Annotated in this window: 12 protein-coding genes; 4 read left to right on the top strand and 8 right to left on the bottom strand. The window is 72.0% G+C overall.

From position 1 onward, the window contains the following. Positions 1 to 73: 73 nt before the first annotated feature. From purL to purS, 3 genes are read right to left on the bottom strand one after another with little or no spacing between them, the layout of a single operon-like run. The gene (gene purL, locus AC1DV7_RS00560; protein ID WP_477593514.1) at positions 74 to 2,389 is read right to left on the bottom strand and encodes a phosphoribosylformylglycinamidine synthase subunit PurL; all 2,316 of its coding nucleotides are present in this window, start codon (positions 2,387 to 2,389) and stop codon (positions 74 to 76) included. Then, on the bottom strand, positions 2,386 to 3,057 hold the full coding sequence (gene purQ / locus AC1DV7_RS00555) for a phosphoribosylformylglycinamidine synthase subunit PurQ (protein WP_477593512.1): 672 nt from the start codon (positions 3,055 to 3,057) through the stop codon (positions 2,386 to 2,388). Before purQ ends, purL begins: the two co-directional genes overlap by 4 nt. Then, a complete protein-coding gene (purS, locus tag AC1DV7_RS00550; protein ID WP_477593510.1) occupies positions 3,054 to 3,338 on the bottom strand; it encodes a phosphoribosylformylglycinamidine synthase subunit PurS in 285 nt (94 codons plus the stop codon). Before purS ends, purQ begins: the two co-directional genes overlap by 4 nt. Before the next feature lie 199 nt (positions 3,339 to 3,537). Here purS and AC1DV7_RS00545 point away from each other — a divergent pair, with 199 nt between their 5' ends. Continuing rightward, positions 3,538 to 3,990, top strand: a complete 453-nt coding sequence (locus AC1DV7_RS00545) for a nitroreductase/quinone reductase family protein (RefSeq protein WP_477593508.1) — start codon at positions 3,538 to 3,540, stop codon at positions 3,988 to 3,990. Here AC1DV7_RS00545 and AC1DV7_RS00540 read toward each other — a convergent pair. Continuing rightward, the gene (locus tag AC1DV7_RS00540) at positions 3,954 to 4,862 is read right to left on the bottom strand and encodes a phosphoribosylaminoimidazolesuccinocarboxamide synthase (RefSeq protein ID WP_477593506.1); all 909 of its coding nucleotides are present in this window, start codon (positions 4,860 to 4,862) and stop codon (positions 3,954 to 3,956) included. The two genes, AC1DV7_RS00545 and AC1DV7_RS00540, sit on opposite strands and share 37 nt — an antisense overlap. A gap of 100 nt (positions 4,863 to 4,962) precedes the next feature. On the opposite strand from AC1DV7_RS00540, the gene AC1DV7_RS00535 reads away from it, so the two are divergent. Further along, the gene (locus AC1DV7_RS00535; protein ID WP_477593504.1) at positions 4,963 to 6,348 is read left to right on the top strand and encodes an MFS transporter; all 1,386 of its coding nucleotides are present in this window, start codon (positions 4,963 to 4,965) and stop codon (positions 6,346 to 6,348) included. A gap of 3 nt (positions 6,349 to 6,351) precedes the next feature. Here AC1DV7_RS00535 and purD read toward each other — a convergent pair whose 3' ends face one another. Continuing rightward, positions 6,352 to 7,635 (bottom strand): phosphoribosylamine--glycine ligase, encoded by a 1,284-nt coding sequence (gene purD, locus AC1DV7_RS00530; RefSeq protein WP_477593502.1) that lies wholly within the window; start codon positions 7,633 to 7,635, stop codon positions 6,352 to 6,354. 273 nt (positions 7,636 to 7,908) lie between these two features. Between purD and AC1DV7_RS00525 the strand changes: the two genes are divergently transcribed. Then, a complete protein-coding gene (locus AC1DV7_RS00525) occupies positions 7,909 to 8,895 on the top strand; it encodes a helix-turn-helix transcriptional regulator (RefSeq protein ID WP_477593846.1) in 987 nt (328 codons plus the stop codon). Between the two features lie 78 nt (positions 8,896 to 8,973). Here the strand turns inward: AC1DV7_RS00525 and AC1DV7_RS00520 are convergent, their stop codons facing one another. Then, the gene (locus tag AC1DV7_RS00520) at positions 8,974 to 9,765 is read right to left on the bottom strand and encodes a GNAT family N-acetyltransferase (RefSeq protein WP_477593500.1); all 792 of its coding nucleotides are present in this window, start codon (positions 9,763 to 9,765) and stop codon (positions 8,974 to 8,976) included. Positions 9,766 to 9,978: 213 nt separating this feature from the next. Here AC1DV7_RS00520 and AC1DV7_RS00515 point away from each other — a divergent pair, with 213 nt between their 5' ends. Continuing rightward, on the top strand, positions 9,979 to 12,198 hold the full coding sequence (locus tag AC1DV7_RS00515; protein WP_477593498.1) for a HelD family protein: 2,220 nt from the start codon (positions 9,979 to 9,981) through the stop codon (positions 12,196 to 12,198). An 18-nt stretch (positions 12,199 to 12,216) separates the two neighbouring features. On the opposite strand, the gene AC1DV7_RS00510 is transcribed toward AC1DV7_RS00515, so the two are convergent. Further along, positions 12,217 to 13,518 (bottom strand): adenylosuccinate synthase, encoded by a 1,302-nt coding sequence (locus AC1DV7_RS00510; protein ID WP_477593496.1) that lies wholly within the window; start codon positions 13,516 to 13,518, stop codon positions 12,217 to 12,219. A gap of 60 nt (positions 13,519 to 13,578) precedes the next feature. Then, on the bottom strand, positions 13,579 to 14,412 hold the full coding sequence (locus AC1DV7_RS00505) for a helix-turn-helix transcriptional regulator (RefSeq protein ID WP_477593495.1): 834 nt from the start codon (positions 14,410 to 14,412) through the stop codon (positions 13,579 to 13,581). Between the last annotated feature and the right edge of the window lie 181 nt (positions 14,413 to 14,593).

Raw genomic sequence — 14,593 nt, 5'->3', positions numbered from 1 at the left:
CTTCGTGCTCGGGCGGCCCCCCGGGGTTGCGAGGCTACCGGGCGCGGCGAACCCCGCTGGGGTGCCTGGGCTCTCAGCTGCCGAAGACCGACCGGAGGGTGCCGGTGTGGGCGTCACGGAGCTCGTCGAGGGCGACCGAGAACTGGCCCTGGACATCGAGGCCGTCGGTCTCGTCGTCGACGACGCCGATGCGGGCGTGGACCTGCCCGCGGGCGGTGCACATGTCCGTGAACCGCACCTCCTCCGACCTGGGCACCGACACCACGACACGGGCCGTGGACTCGCTGAACAGGGCGGTGAACGCGTCGATGCCGTCGCGCTCGCAGACCGCGTCGAGCCAGATGCGGGCCCCGACGCCATAGCGCATGGTCGCTTCGGCGAGCGCGATCGCGAGCCCCCCGTCGGACAGGTCGTGGGCGGCATCGACGAGGCCGTCGCGGCTGGCGTTGACGAGGATCTCGCCGAGCAGCTGCTCCGCCGCGAGGTCGACCGCGGGCGGCAGCCCACCGAGGTGGCCGTGGACGACGTGCGCCCACTCGCCGCCGCCGAGCTCGTCACGGGTCGTCCCGAGCAGGTAGACCACCTGGCCCGGCGCCTTCCAGCCCGACGGCGTGCGTCGCGCGACGTCGTCCATGACCCCGAGGACCCCGATGACCGGGGTGGGGTGGATGGCGACGTCACCGGTCTGGTTGTAGAAGCTGACGTTGCCGCCGGTCACCGGGATGCCCAGCGTCTTGCAGCCCTCGGCGATCCCCTTGACCGCCTCGCGGAACTGCCACATGACGCCCGGTTCCTCGGGTGAGCCGAAGTTGAGGCAGTCCGTGACGGCGAGTGGAGTGGCCCCGGCCGTCGCGACGTTGCGGTAGGACTCCGCGAGCGCCAGCTGGGCGCCGGTGTAGGGGTCGAGCTTCGCGAACCGGCCGTTGCAGTCGGTCGAGACGGCGACCCCGCGGCCGGTCTCCTCGTCGACCCGCACGACACCGGCGTCGTCCGGCATCGCGAGCGCGGTGTTGCCGAGGACGTAGCGGTCGTACTGGTCCGTCACCCAGGACTTGTCGCAGAGGTTCGGGGAGGCCAGCAGCGTGAGCAGGTCGACCTTGAGGCCGTTGCCGTTGACGGGCCGCCCGAGGGTGGCGGTGCCGTTCTCCTGCAACGCATCGAGGTATGCCGGCCGCTCCAGCGGGCGGTGGTAGGTCGGGCCCTCGTGGGCGACCGAGCGCGGCGGCACGTCGACGATGACCTCGCCGTGCCAGGTGATGACCAGGTGGTCGCCGTCGGTGACCTCGCCGAGGACCGTGGCCTCGACGTCCCAGCGGTCGGTGATGGCCATGAACTCGGCGAGCTTGCCGGGCTCCACCACCGCCATCATCCGCTCCTGGCTCTCCGACATGAGGATCTCCTCAGGTCGCAGCGAGGCATCGCGCAGCGGGACCCGGTCGAGCTCGATCTGCATGCCGCCGTCGCCGTTGGAGGCGAGCTCGCTCGTGGCGCACGAGAGGCCCGCCCCGCCCAGGTCCTGGATGCCGTCGACCACGTGCGCGGCGTACAGGTCGAGGCAGCACTCGATGAGGACCTTCTCGGCGAACGGGTCGCCCACCTGCACCGCGGGGCGCTTCGTGGGGCCGCCCTCGTCGAACGTCTCGGACGCGAGCACCGAGACACCGCCGATGCCGTCACCGCCGGTCTTGGCGCCGAACAGGATGACCTTGTTGCCGACACCGGAGGCCTTGGCCAAGTGGATGTCCTCGATGCGCATGGCGCCGACGCAGAGCGCGTTGACGAGGGGGTTGCCCTGGTAGCAGTCGTCGAACACGACCTCGCCGCCGATGTTGGGAAGGCCGATGCAGTTGCCGTAGCCGCCCACGCCCGCGACGACCCCGGGCAGCACCCGCTGGGTGTCGGGGTGGTTGAGGTTGCCGAACCGCAGCGGGTCCATGATCGCGATCGGGCGGGCACCCATCGACATGATGTCGCGGATGATGCCGCCGACCCCGGTGGCCGCACCCTGGTAGGGCTCGACGTAGGACGGGTGGTTGTGCGACTCGACCTTGAAGGTCACGGCCCAGCCGTCGCCGATGTCGACGACGCCGGCGTTCTCACCGATGCCGACGAGGAGCTTCTCGCGCATCTCGTCGGTGGTGTTCTCGCCCCAGAGGCTGAAGTGCACCTTGCTCGACTTGTACGAGCAGTGCTCGGACCACATGACCGAGTACATGGCCAGCTCGGCGCTGGTGGGACGGCGGCCGACGATCTCGCGGATGTTCGCGTACTCGTCGGCCTTGAGCCCCAGCTCGGACCACGGCTGCTCGACGTCGGGCGTCTGCGCGGCATGGGCGACGGTGTCCAGCGTGGGCTGGGAGATCTGGGTGGTCGAGGGGTGCGCGGTCATGAGGTGGCCAGTGCCTTCAGGACGGAGGTGAAGAACGGGAGCCCGTCGGTCGAGGGGCCGTAGCCCTCCTCGACGCAGTGCTCGGGGTGGGGCATGAGGCCCACGATGTTGCCGCGCTCGTTGGTGATGCCCGCGATGGCGCGGTACGAGCCGTTGGGGTTGGCGCCGGCATACCGGAACACCACGCGACCCTCACCCTCGAGCTCGTCGAGCGTGCGCTCGTCGGCCACGAAACCGCCCTCGCCGTTCTTGAGGACGATGGTGATCTCCTGACCGGCCTCGAAGTCCGAGGTCCACGCCGTCTGGGCGTTCTCGACAACGAGGCGCTGGTCGACGCAGTTGAACTTGCGGTGGTCGTTGCGGATGAGCGCGCCCGGCAGCAGGTGGCTCTCGCAGAGCACCTGGAACCCGTTGCAGATGCCGATGACCGGCAGGCCGCCCCGGGCCGCCGGGATCAGCGCGTCCATGACCGGCGCGAAGCGGGCGATGGCGCCGCAGCGCAGGTAGTCGCCGTACGAGAAGCCACCCGGGAGGATGACCGCGTCGACGCCCTGCAGGTCGGCGTCACCGTGCCAGAGGCTGACCGCCTCGGCACCGACCGCACGGACCGCACGAGCCGCGTCGCGGTCGTCGAGCGACCCCGGAAACGTGACGACCCCGACCTTCACTGGTCGGGGTCCTCAGCCCGGCCCTGCTGGGCGTCCTGCTCCGCCCGGACGGAGACGACGTCCTCGATCACCGGGTTGGAGAGCAGCTTCTCGGCCGCCTCGGCGGCGGCGGCGAGGTGCGCGTCGGTGACCTCACCGTCCACCGTGAGGACGAACCGCTTGCCCTGCCTCACGTCCGTGAACTGTTCGAAGCCGAGCCGGGGAAGCGCCCCGCCGACGGCCTGACCCTGGGGGTCGAGGATCTCTGGCTTCAGCATGACGTCAATGACGACGTGGCCCATTCGGGTGTCTCCTGGGTTCAGCACGGGTGGCGCGGGGAAGGAAGCACCCGCAGTCTAACGGCGCACCAACAGTGGGTATGCCGCGCGGTCACCTCCCGGACGGAGCGCGCGTCCCGGTCGGGTCCCCGGGCCCGTGGGGTCCTCGGGCCGATGGGCTCCGGCCCTTTCCCGCGGGCGGGCCGAGCGGGACACTCGACCCATGTCGATGACCGCGCAGTCGAACCGGATGGGCGTGTGGATGTACCGCCGGATGGGCGGTCGCGGCATGGGCGGGACGAAGGAGGCTCCGGTGGTCATGCTGACCACACCGGGACGCCGCACGGCAGTCCCCCACTCGACCTGCGTACGGGCCATCCGCCGTCCCGAGGGGTTCGTCGTCTGGGGCTCCGCCTCGGGCAGTCCCCGGGAGCCCGACTGGTTCCGGAACCTTCGCGCCGCCGGCGAGACCGAGCTGCAGGTGGGGTCCCAGAGCAAGCACGCCTGGGCTCGTGAGCTCGTCGGCGACGAGCGCGACGACGTGTGGGAGCACGTCATCCTCGCCACGCTGCCCGGGGTGGCGAAGTACGCCCGCAAGGCAGGCCGGACCATCCCGGTGGCGATCCTGACGCCGCTCGCTCAGGCCGAGAACGTCCGCCCGGTGAGCCGCTCGTAGGCCTCGACGTACTTGGCCCGGGTCCGCTCCAGGACGTCGTCGGGCAGCGCCGGGGGCGCCTCACCCGAGGCCCTGTCCCACCCGCTGGCAGGTGAGGTGAGCCACTCGCGCACGTACTCCTTGTCGAAGGACGGCTGGGTGTGGCCGGGTTCCCACTGGTCGGCCGGCCAGAACCGCGACGAGTCCGGCGTCAGGACCTCGTCGGCCAGTACGAGCTCGCCGTCGGACACCCCGAACTCGACCTTCGTGTCGGCGATGAGGATGCCGCGCTCGGCCGCGATCTCGTTGCCCCGCGCGAGGATCCGAGTGGTGAGGTCCTTGGCCCGCGCGGCCGTCTGCTCCCCCACGGCGGCCACCACGTCGTCATACGGCATCGGCTGGTCGTGCTCCCCCACGGGCGCCTTGGTCGACGGGGTGAAGACCGGCTCGGGCAGGCGCGATCCGTCGACCAGGCCGTCGGGGAGGCGGACGCCGCTGACCGCGCCGTCTGCCTGGTACTCGCGCAGGCCGCCGCCGGTGAGGTAGGCGCGAGCCACGCACTCGACGGGCAGCATCTCCAGACGGCGCACGAGGACGGCCCGGCCGGCGACCTCGGCGGGCACGTCGGTGGACACCACGTGGTTGGGCACGAGGTCCGCCAGCTGGTCGAACCACCACAGCGACAGCTGCGTCAGGACCGCACCCTTGTCAGGGATCGGCGTCTGCAGGATGAAGTCGAACGCCGACAGCCGGTCGCTGGCCACCAGCAGCAGCTGGTCGTCGCGCGGGGAGCCGGAGCCGTCGAGCGGCGCGTAGAGGTCGCGGACCTTGCCCGAGTAGACGTGGGCGTAGCCGGCGAGGGCGAGGGGTCCGTCGGGCTGGAAGGACGTCATGGCCGACATCCTCCCAGCATGGCCGAACGGGGCCACCTCGCCCCGTCTCGCGGCGCTTCGGCTTGACTTGAAGTGCACTTGAACTTCCAGACTCTGTCGCATGCCCGTCGAGACCGCCCAGCGGCCACCCTCCTTGCTCCAGCGCGAGCACCTCCCCTTCGCCGTCGGTGCCGTGGCGCTCGTGAGCCTGGGCGCCTTCGAGAACCGGGCCACGATGACGGTGCTCCCGAGCGTCGCCCAGGACCTTGACGGGCTGTGGCTGTTCGGCGCCGCGGCCGCCGCGCCGCTGATCTCCTTCGTCGTGTCGACGGCCCTGGGTGGGGTCTGGGCCGACCGCCGCGGCCCGGTGCCGGCGCTGCGTGTGGGGATGCTGGTCTTCGTCCTCAGCCAGCTGGCCCTCGGACTCGCCCCCGGCATGCCGGTGTTCGCCCTGGCCCGCCTGGCCTCCGGCTTCGCCGAGGGACTGCTCGACATCGGGCTGACCGTGCTGCTCGCCCGCACGCTGCCGGTGGAGCTGCGAGCCAAGGTGTTCGCCGCGTTCGCCGCCGCATGGGTGCTGCCCTCGTTGCTCGGGCCGTCGATCGCCGGGGGCCTGACCGAGTGGGTCCACTGGCGGGCCGTCTTCCTGCTGGGGGCCGTGTTGCTCGTCCCCGCCGCCCTCGCGCTCCGCCCGTCGATGCGCCAGGCGCGTCGCTCGACCGCACCTGCCACCGCGTGGACCCCCGACGAGCGCCGCACCCTGCAGACGGCCGTGGCCGTCGCCGTCGCTCTCTCGGTGCTCACGGCCGGCGGCGCCATGCTGGCCGGGGACGGCCTGGTCCCGACCCTCGGGATGTCGCTCGTGGTGCTGTCCAGCATCGCGACCGTCCCCCTGCTACGCGCCCTCCTGCCGGCCGGGACGCTGAGGATCGCACCCGGCATACCGGCAGTGGTGGCCCTGCGCGGGCTGGTGGCAGCCGCGTTCGCGATGGTCGGCGCGTTCATGCCGCTGATGCTGACCACGATCCACCACTACGGGCCGGCGGCCGCCGGCCTGAGCCTCACCGTCACCGGGGTCGCGTGGGCAGCCGGCTCGCAGCTGCACGGCCTGCGGGTGGTGCAAGCGCGCACCGGTCCCGCGACCCGGCTGCGCGTCGGGTTCGCCCTCATCGCCGTCGGTGCAGCCGGGCCTGCGCTGACCTCGCTGGAGGTGCTGCCCGTGTGGGCCGGGCTGGGCCTGTGGGCCGTCGCCGGTGTCGGCATGGGCGTGACGTCGCCGACCCTGTCCACCCAGATGCTGGCGCTGTCGCCGGAGGACTCCCAGGGGCGCAATACGGCGGCATCCAGCCTCACCGGCTCGGTCACGCAGGCGGTCGCCCTCGCGGTCGTCGGCGCGGCGATCGCCTGGCTCGAACCATCGCTGCCGGGCTGGCTGTTCGCCGCCGTCATGCTCGCCGGCGCCGGCGTGGCCTTGTGGGGCACGGCGACCGCCCACCGCGCCGGGTGACGGTCAGCCGACGTGCAGCTCGTTGCGCTCGGCGGCCAGCGCGATGTCGGTGCGGTGCTGTGAACCGTCGAGCTCGATCCGCTCGACCGCGTCGTAGACCCGTTCGCGCGCCTGCGTGAGGCTGTCGCCGAGGGCGACGACCGACAGCACCCGGCCACCCGCCGACACGAGCGTCCCGTCCGCGTCGCGCGCGGTGCCAGCGTGCAGGACGTATGCCGTGGGCACGTCGGCGACGTCGTCGATCCCCCTCACGGGGTCTCCGGTACGAGGGGTGTCGGGGTAGTCCTGCGCGGCCACGACGACCGTGACGGCGTGCTGGTCCGACCAGCGCAGTGGACCCAGGCTGTCGAGGCGACCGAGCGCCGCGGCCCGCAGCAACCCGCCGAGGGGCGTCTCGAGCCTGGCCAGCACCACCTGGGTCTCGGGGTCGCCGAACCGGGCGTTGAACTCGATGACCCGGGGCCCGCGCGGGGTCACGGCCAGCCCGATGAACAGGAGCCCGACGAACGGCGTGCCGCGACGAGCCATCTCGTCGATGGTCGGCTGAGCCACCCGGGACACGATCTCGTCGACCAGTGGGCCCGGCGCCCAGTCGAGCGGGGAGTAGGCGCCCATGCCGCCGGTGTTGGGCCCTTCGTCGTTGTCGTGGATGCGCTTGAAGTCCTGGGCGGGGGCCAGCGGCAGCACGGTAGTGCCGTCGCAGACGCAGAACAGGGAGATCTCCGGCCCGTCGAGGTACTCCTCGACGACGACGGCGGCGCCGTCCTTGTCGAGGCACGCCCGCGCGTGGGCCAGCGCCTCCTCACGGTCCTCGGTGACGACGACGCCCTTGCCGGCCGCGAGCCCGTCGTCCTTGACGACGTGGGGGGCACCGAGGGCGTCGAGGGCGTCGGCCACCTGCTCCACGGTCGTGCAGACGTGGGCCAGCGCGGTGGGGACGTCGGCGCTGGCCATGACCTCCTTCGCGAAGGACTTGCTGCCCTCGAGCCGGGCCGCCTGCGCCGAGGGGCCGAACACCGGGAAGCCCGCCTCGCGCACCACGTCGGCGACCCCGGCCACCAGCGGCGCCTCCGGGCCCACGACGACGAGGTCGACCGCGTGGCGCGCAGCCAGCGCTGCGATGCCAGCGCCGTCGAGCATGCCGTCGGGCAGGGCCTCGCAGAGGGCCACCGTGTCCATGCCCGGGTTGCCCGGTGCGACCACCACGGCGTCCACCTCGGAGTCCGCGGTCAGGGCCTTGACGAGGGCGTGCTCACGGGCGCCGGAGCCGATCACGAGTACCTTCACGCGCCCAGCGTATTGAACCGCGCCGCAATGGAGTGCGCGGCGTCCCGGGGAGGCAGGGGGGACATCTCCCGGGGACGCCGCGCAGCCGACGTGCGGTCGCCTGGCGGGGGAACCTGCAACCATGCACGTGGGTCGACCGAAGTCGACTACGACCAGAGTGGACCATAGGTGGCCTATGGGTAAAGCCCGGACATGGCGGGCTTTCGACATTGACGGATATTCGCCACGCCGCGACGATTGGATCGACGCCGGAGGGAGCGCGGGGTGGATCGCATGGAGGGTCAGGCCCACACGGACGAAGACCGTGACGAGGCCCTGCGGACCAGGGCCTACCTCGCGGTGTTGCACCACCCCCAGCCGTCCCGCTCGCTCCTGGTCGCGCAGGGAATGCCTGCCGAGCACCTCGACCGTGCCCTCGCGACGCTGGAACGCCAGGGGCTGGTGCGACTGCGCACCGGCGGTGGCATCGAGGTGCTGCCGCCCGACATCTCGCTGTCCGCCCTGGCGGCCAGCTACGAGGCGCGGGCGCGCGAGACCCGCTCCGCCGCCCACGAGCTCGCCCAGATCTTCTTCCAGGTGCGCAACGCGACCTCGGTGCCCGACCCGGCGACCGTGCGCATCCTGGCCTCGCTCGACGAGATCGCCGCAGCGACGGCGGAGATCGTCGCGGCCGGCAATGAGCAGGTCCGCACCTTCCGGTCGATGTCGCCACGCACCGTGGCCGTCCTCGACAGCCCGCAGCACAGCCACGAGCAGCCGACGACGGGCGTCCGGGGCGTCACGCTGGTGCCGACCACCGTCTACGACTCCCGGGTGCTGGAGCTCGACGGGGCCCTCGAGACGCTGACCGCGCGCGAGCGCGGGGGCGAGCGGTTCCGGTTCACGAGCGACGTGCCGTTCTCGGCCGTGATCGTCGACGACGTCGCGGCCGTCGTCGACGTCAGTGCCTTCGACGAGAGCGGATTCGGCTCGGCACTGGTGCGGGCGCGGTCGATGGTGCTGGCCCTGATTGCGCTCTACGACCACCTGTGGAGCCTGGGCTCACCCCTGCAGCACGGCAGCGGCCGGACCGCCGGCGAGCGACGGGACCAGACCATCCTGGCGCTGCTGGGGGCGGGGGCGTCGGACGCGACCATCGCCCGGCAGACCGGGGTCTCCCAGCGCACCGTCGAGCGCCGCGTCCGGGCGCTCATGGACCAGCTCGGGGCGGGCACGCGCTTCCAGGCCGGGGTGCAGGCGGCACGGCGGGGCCTGATCTAGGCGGTCCCCACACGACTCGTGGCACTCAACTGGTCACGGCTGCTTCGCGTGCCGCGGCCAGCCCGTCCGACTGCGGGTCTATCGCCCCGTTTCCTCCGATGGAAGCCAGACGTACTGGTGGACGTCGGTGACGTGCTCGAACCCGATCCGCTCGTAGACGGGGTAGCCGAGGGAGCTCGAGTGCAGGATCGCGGAGTGGCAGCCGAGCTCCACCCCCCTCTCGACCAAGGCGCACGTCACCGCGGCCCCCACCCCGCGTCGACGGGCCGCGGGCAGGACCCCCACGTTGTAGACCCCCATCACCCCGTCGAGCGCCACCCCCGCGGCGCAGCCCACGAGCTCACCGTCCAGCTCGGCTGCGAGCTGGACGGTCCCGGCGACCCCGCGCCATACGTCCACGAACGTCGACGCGAGCTCCGCAGGCAGTTCGAAGGCCTCCACGAAGACCTCGTTGGCCCGGAGCCACTCGTCCGGCGTCTGGCACGGACGGACCACCACGCCTTCGACGGGCGGAGGCACGACCCAGTCACGCAGGGGAAGGTGCATGCCGGGCGTGGGGCCGTCGGACACGAGTTCGCGCGCGACGAGCACCTCTGCGACGGGGGCGGAGAGGGTCAGCGGCCCCATCCACCAATGGAACGGCGACCCGTTGGCGAAGAGAAGGTCCAGGACGTCTTCGGTGCGCTCCCGCTCCCCACCAGCCGCGAACCGCGGGGCGATCGCGCCACTGAAGAGCGGCAGCGGCACGTCGGAGGTGAAAGCGATGACGTCCGTCTCGGGCAGGCGGCGGATCAGCGGGCTGTCGACCAGCTCGAACAGGCTGACGAAGTGTCGTTCGACCATCGCGACCCTCGGGTCCGGTGCATCCATGCTGCGATGGTCCACCCCCGAGGGGGTCGGTGTCCGAGGGTCCGGCCAAGTCCGTCGAGGACCCCACGGAGAGGGCGCGCTGACCCGGCGGGGCCGGGCGCCCGTCAGGCGCCGTGACGCAGCCGCGCCCGGTGGTCGGGATCCTGCACCGGAGCACCCCGGCGACTGGCTAGACTCGTGCGTTCTCCGTTGGGGACGAGCAGAGAGATCACCGTGACCGGTCAGGACCACCCGACCAAGGCAGACAGCGCCGAGGTAGCCCGAGAGATCGCCGCCGAGCAGGCGCACGTCGACGTCGTCTACGCCGAGCTGGCCAAGGCCCAGGCCCGGGCCGGACTCGTCGAGGCCGACGGGCTCGCACGGGGTCGCACGGACCGCACGGGCGACGTCCGCGACGAGGAGCTCACCGGCCTCTTCGAGCGCGACGCCCTGGTGTTCAACGCCGCTCGCCGCCGCTCGACGCTCGACACCCAGTTCGAGGGGCTCGTGTTCGGCCGTCTCGACATGGACCACAACCTCGATCGCGAGCCGGCGTCGCCCGACCGGGAGGTCCGCTACATCGGGCGCCTCGGCATCCGCGACGACGACTACGAGCCGCTCGTGGTCGACTGGCGCGCACCCGCAGCCGCGGCCTTCTACCGCGCCACCCCGGTCGAGCCGCTCGGGGTCGTCCGCCGACGGGTGTTGCGCTGCAAGGGATCCGATGTCGTGGGGATCGAGGACGACCTCATGGTGGCCGAGGCTCCCGACGACATGGTGGTCGTCGGTGACGGGGCCCTGCTCGCCGCCCTCACCCGCAGCCGCGGCGCCCAGATGCGCGACATCGTCGCCACCATCCAGCGCCACCAGGACGAGGCGATCCGCGCCTCGGCCCGCGGCGTCACCGAGATCACCGGCGGTCCCGGCACCGGCAAGACCGTCGTCGCACTGCACCGGGCGGCCTACCTGCTGTACTCCGACCGCCGCCGGTTCGAGAGCGGGGGCATCCTCGTGGTCGGCCCCTCGGCGGCCTACACCGCATACATCGAGCGGGTGCTGCCCTCCCTGGGCGAGGAGTCGGTGACGCTGCGCTCGCTCGGGGACGTCATCGACGGCGTCTCGGCGGTCCGCCTCGACACGCCGGACGTGGCGGCGCTCAAGGGGTCCCTGCGGATCCGCCGGGTCCTCGCGCGGGCCGCAGCCGACGCTGCCCCGGACTCCCCCGACAGCTTCCGCGCCTTCGTCGGCGGCCACGCGGTGCGCGTCGACCGACCGGCCCTCGACCGGATCCGGGCCCAGGTGCTGCGCAACCACCAGCGCAACCTTGCCGCGAAGGCGGTCCAGCAGGCGCTGGCCGAGGCTGCGTGGGCCAGCGTGCGCGAGGGGGACCGCGCCGAGTTCATGGACCGCTTCGAGGACCACCTCGAGGTCGACGCCTTCCTCGAGCTCTGGTGGCCCCAGGTCGACCCGCGCGAGGCCCTGTTGTGGCTCACCGACTCCGACCGCACCCGCCGCTACGGACACGGGGTGCTCTCGCCGGCCGAGTGCGACGCCCTCGCGGCATCCCTGCGCACCGCCCTCGAGACGGGCACCTGGTCGGTGGCCGACGCCGCCCTCGTCGACGACCTCGCGGCGCGGCTCGGACCCGTCCAGGAGGGGCCGTCCGAGGAGCGCGGCTTCTACGAGATCGAGGAGCTCGACGACCTCTCGCAGTACGGCGTCACCGAGGTGCAGACCGGCCGCGCGGCCCGCAGCCGCCCTGGCGCCCACTCGCCCCGCACCCCCACCGACGCCCGCGAGCGCCTCCTCCAGGGTCGCATCGAGACCCCCGGCGAGTACGCCCACGTGCTGGTCGACGAGGCCCAGGACCTGTCGCCCATGCAGTGGCGCATGCTGGGCCGCCGCGGCCGCTACTCCTCGTGGACCGTGGTCGGTGACGCCGCCCAGGCCTCGTGGCCCGACGCCTTCGAGGCCGGCCGCGCCCGCGAGGAGGCGTTCGGCTCGCAGGAGCGGCGCCTGTTCCACATGGACACGAACTACCGCAACGCGCGCGAGATCTTCGCGTATGCCGCGCGCGTCGTCCGCGCGCAGGTGCCGGATGCCGACATCCCCGTGGCCGTGCGCGACACCGGCGTCGAGCCGGTCGACCTCACGGCGGCTCCGGGACGGTGGGCCGCAGTGGCAACCGACGCCGTCGAGTCGCTGCTCGCTGAGGTCGAGGGTTCCATCGCCGTCGTGACGCCCGCTCTGCACGCGGCCGAGCTCGCGCGGGTGTCCGAGCTCAGCGACCGGGTCGTCGTCATCGACCCGATGTCGACCAAGGGCCTGGAGTACGACGCCACCGTCATCGTCGACCCGGACGAGATCACCGCGGAGTCGCCGGGCGGGGTACGCGTGCTCTACGTCGCGCTCACCCGTGCCGCGCACCGCATGACGGTGGTCCGCCCGGCCTGACGCCGCTCGAGGGGTCGGTCAGGCTCCGAGCAGCGAGTGGCGGCTGATGATCTCGTCGCGCCCGGGGCCCACACCGATGGCGGAGACGCGCGCACCGATGAGCTCCTCGAGCCGCAGCACGTACGCCTGCGCGTTGGCCGGCAGCTCCTCGAACGTGCGGCAGGTCGAGATGTCCTCCCACCAGCCGGGCAGCTCCTCGTAGATCGGCTTGGCGTGGTGGAAGTCGGTCTGGTTCACCGGCATCTCGTCGTGCCGGACCCCCTCGACGTCGTAGGCCACACAGATCGGGATGGTGTCCAGTCCCGTCAGCACGTCGAGCTTGGTGACGACGAAGTCGGTGACGCCGTTGATCCGCGTGGCGTACCGGCCCACCACGGTGTCGACCCAGCCGCAGCGACGCGGGCGCCCGGTCGTCGTGCCGAACTCGGCACCCGTCTTGCGCAGGAACTCACCGTTGGCGTCGAACAGCTCGGTGGGGAACGGGCCCTCGCCGACGCGGGTCGAGTAGGCCTTGAGGATGGCGATCACGGTGTTGACCCGGGTCGGGGGGATGCCCGACCCGGTGCAGGCCCCACCGGCGGTCGCGTTGGACGACGTGACGAACGGGTAGGTGCCGTGGTCCACGTCGAGCAGGGTGGCCTGCCCGGCCTCGAGCAGCACCGTCTTGCCCTCGTTGAGCGCCTGCTCGAGGACCAGTGAGGTGTCGGCGACCATGGGACGCAACCGCTCGGCATACCCGAGCAGCTCGTCCATCACCTCGTCGACCTCGACGGCACGGCGGTTGTAGATCTTGGCGAGCACCTGGTTCTTGAGCGCGAGGGCGGCCTCGACCTTCTGGCGCAGGATCTTCTCGTCGAACAGGTCCTGGACGCGGATGCCGTTGCGCGCCATCTTGTCGGCGTAGGTCGGGCCGATGCCGCGACCCGTGGTGCCGATCTTGCGCGACCCGAGGAACCGCTCGGTGACCTTGTCGAGCACACGGTTGTAGGGCGCGATGATGTGGGCGTTGGCGCTCACCAGCAGCCGTGAGGTGTCGACGCCACGCGCCTCGAGTCCGTCGAGCTCCTGGAAGAGGACCGCGAGGTCGACGACGACGCCGTTGCCGATCACGGGGGTGCAGGTCGGCGTGAGGATGCCGGAGGGCAGCAGGTGCAGCGCGTACTTCTCGCGCTTGCCGTCCTTCTCGATGACGATCGTGTGGCCGGCGTTGTTGCCGCCGTTGAACTTCACGACGTAGTCGACATCGCTGCCCATAAGGTCGGTCGCCTTGCCCTTGCCCTCGTCGCCCCACTGGGCACCCACGAGCACGATTGCCGGCATACACACACCTCTCCTGGTGGACGCGCTGTGGTGCGGTCCGCTCGAAACGACTCCCGAAGGCTACCGGTCGCCCCGGCCGGTCAAGGCGACGAGATCCTCCCTGGCCGCCGCCACCCCGAGCTGGAACCGCGTCTGTGCACCGTGGGCGACCATCAGCGCGGCGATCCGCCGGCGCACCGTGCGCAGGCTGACCCCGAGGTACCGCGCGATCGACTCGTCCTTGAGCCCGAGGCCCAGCAGCCGGATGAGCGACAGGTCGCCCTCGTCGCTCCCGTCGAACGGCGTCACCGGCAGCGCGCGGGCGTAGGCACGGTCGAACAGGGCGGTGAAGGCGCTGATCAGCATGGGGTCCCGGATGAGGACGTAGTCGGCGGCGGGGTCACCCCAGCGGGCGACCGCGACGACGGCGTGCTGGTCGAAGATCGCGAAGTCGCTCGGCGGCGCCAGGCTGAGCCGCTGCTCCTCGCCGAAGGCTCCCCACGCGGCGACCCACTGGCGTCCCACCTCGGTCTCGAGGACGTCCATCGGGTACAGCGTCCGCTGCCGGATCCTGCGCCGGGCCAGCAGGTCCTGGCTCTTGCGGATGCTCTCCTCGTCGAGCCCGGACCCAGCCTCCAGGCTGACCACACAGGACCGCACCATGCCCACCGTCTCCTCGGTCAGCTGGCGCAGCAACGGCGGCGCGAGGTCGGCCGAGAGGTGCTGCCAGACGGGCACCTGGCCGGTGGGAGCCGGGGCGCTCGAGCGACCCCGCAGCTGGACGAGGGCGTGCCGCACCTCGGCGAGCTCGGCGCGGCGACCCTCCATCGCGGCCTCTCCGTGCTCGAGGATCCGCTGGAGCCGGTCGAGGGGGTCGATGAACAGCCGCTCCGCCTCGGACGGCTGGGGGTGCACGGCGCCTCCTGTCCCCTTCAAGGGGTTGCCTGTCATCATCTGGCCTTTGGCAGCATACTGCCAGAATTCGTGCACCTCCCGGGGCAGAATGACCGGGGTCGGAGGTCATCGATGGCAGGGGACGGTCGGACTGAAGACACATGAGTAGGCCCGCGAGGGTCTGCGCAGGGGGCGCCGCCGG

The sequence above is a fragment of the Pedococcus sp. P2_E4 genome (assembly GCF_056403935.1).
This window is presented reverse-complemented; position numbering and strand designations above follow the sequence as displayed.

Bases quoted from the DNA above. Each gene is read 5' to 3' on its own strand.
- AC1DV7_RS00535 (WP_477593504.1), top strand. From the start codon at position 4,963: ATGCCCGTCGAGACCGCCCAGCGGCCACCCTCCTTGCTCCAGCGCGAG.
- AC1DV7_RS00510 (WP_477593496.1), bottom strand. From the start codon at position 13,518: ATGCCGGCAATCGTGCTCGTGGGTGCCCAGTGGGGCGACGAGGGCAAG.
- purL (WP_477593514.1), bottom strand. From the start codon at position 2,389: ATGACCGCGCACCCCTCGACCACCCAGATCTCCCAGCCCACGCTGGAC.
- AC1DV7_RS00540 (WP_477593506.1), bottom strand. From the start codon at position 4,862: ATGACGTCCTTCCAGCCCGACGGACCCCTCGCCCTCGCCGGCTACGCC.
- AC1DV7_RS00525 (WP_477593846.1), top strand. From the start codon at position 7,909: ATGGAGGGTCAGGCCCACACGGACGAAGACCGTGACGAGGCCCTGCGG.
- purS (WP_477593510.1), bottom strand. From the start codon at position 3,338: ATGGGCCACGTCGTCATTGACGTCATGCTGAAGCCAGAGATCCTCGAC.
- AC1DV7_RS00520 (WP_477593500.1), bottom strand. From the start codon at position 9,765: ATGGATGCACCGGACCCGAGGGTCGCGATGGTCGAACGACACTTCGTC.
- AC1DV7_RS00545 (WP_477593508.1), top strand. From the start codon at position 3,538: ATGTCGATGACCGCGCAGTCGAACCGGATGGGCGTGTGGATGTACCGC.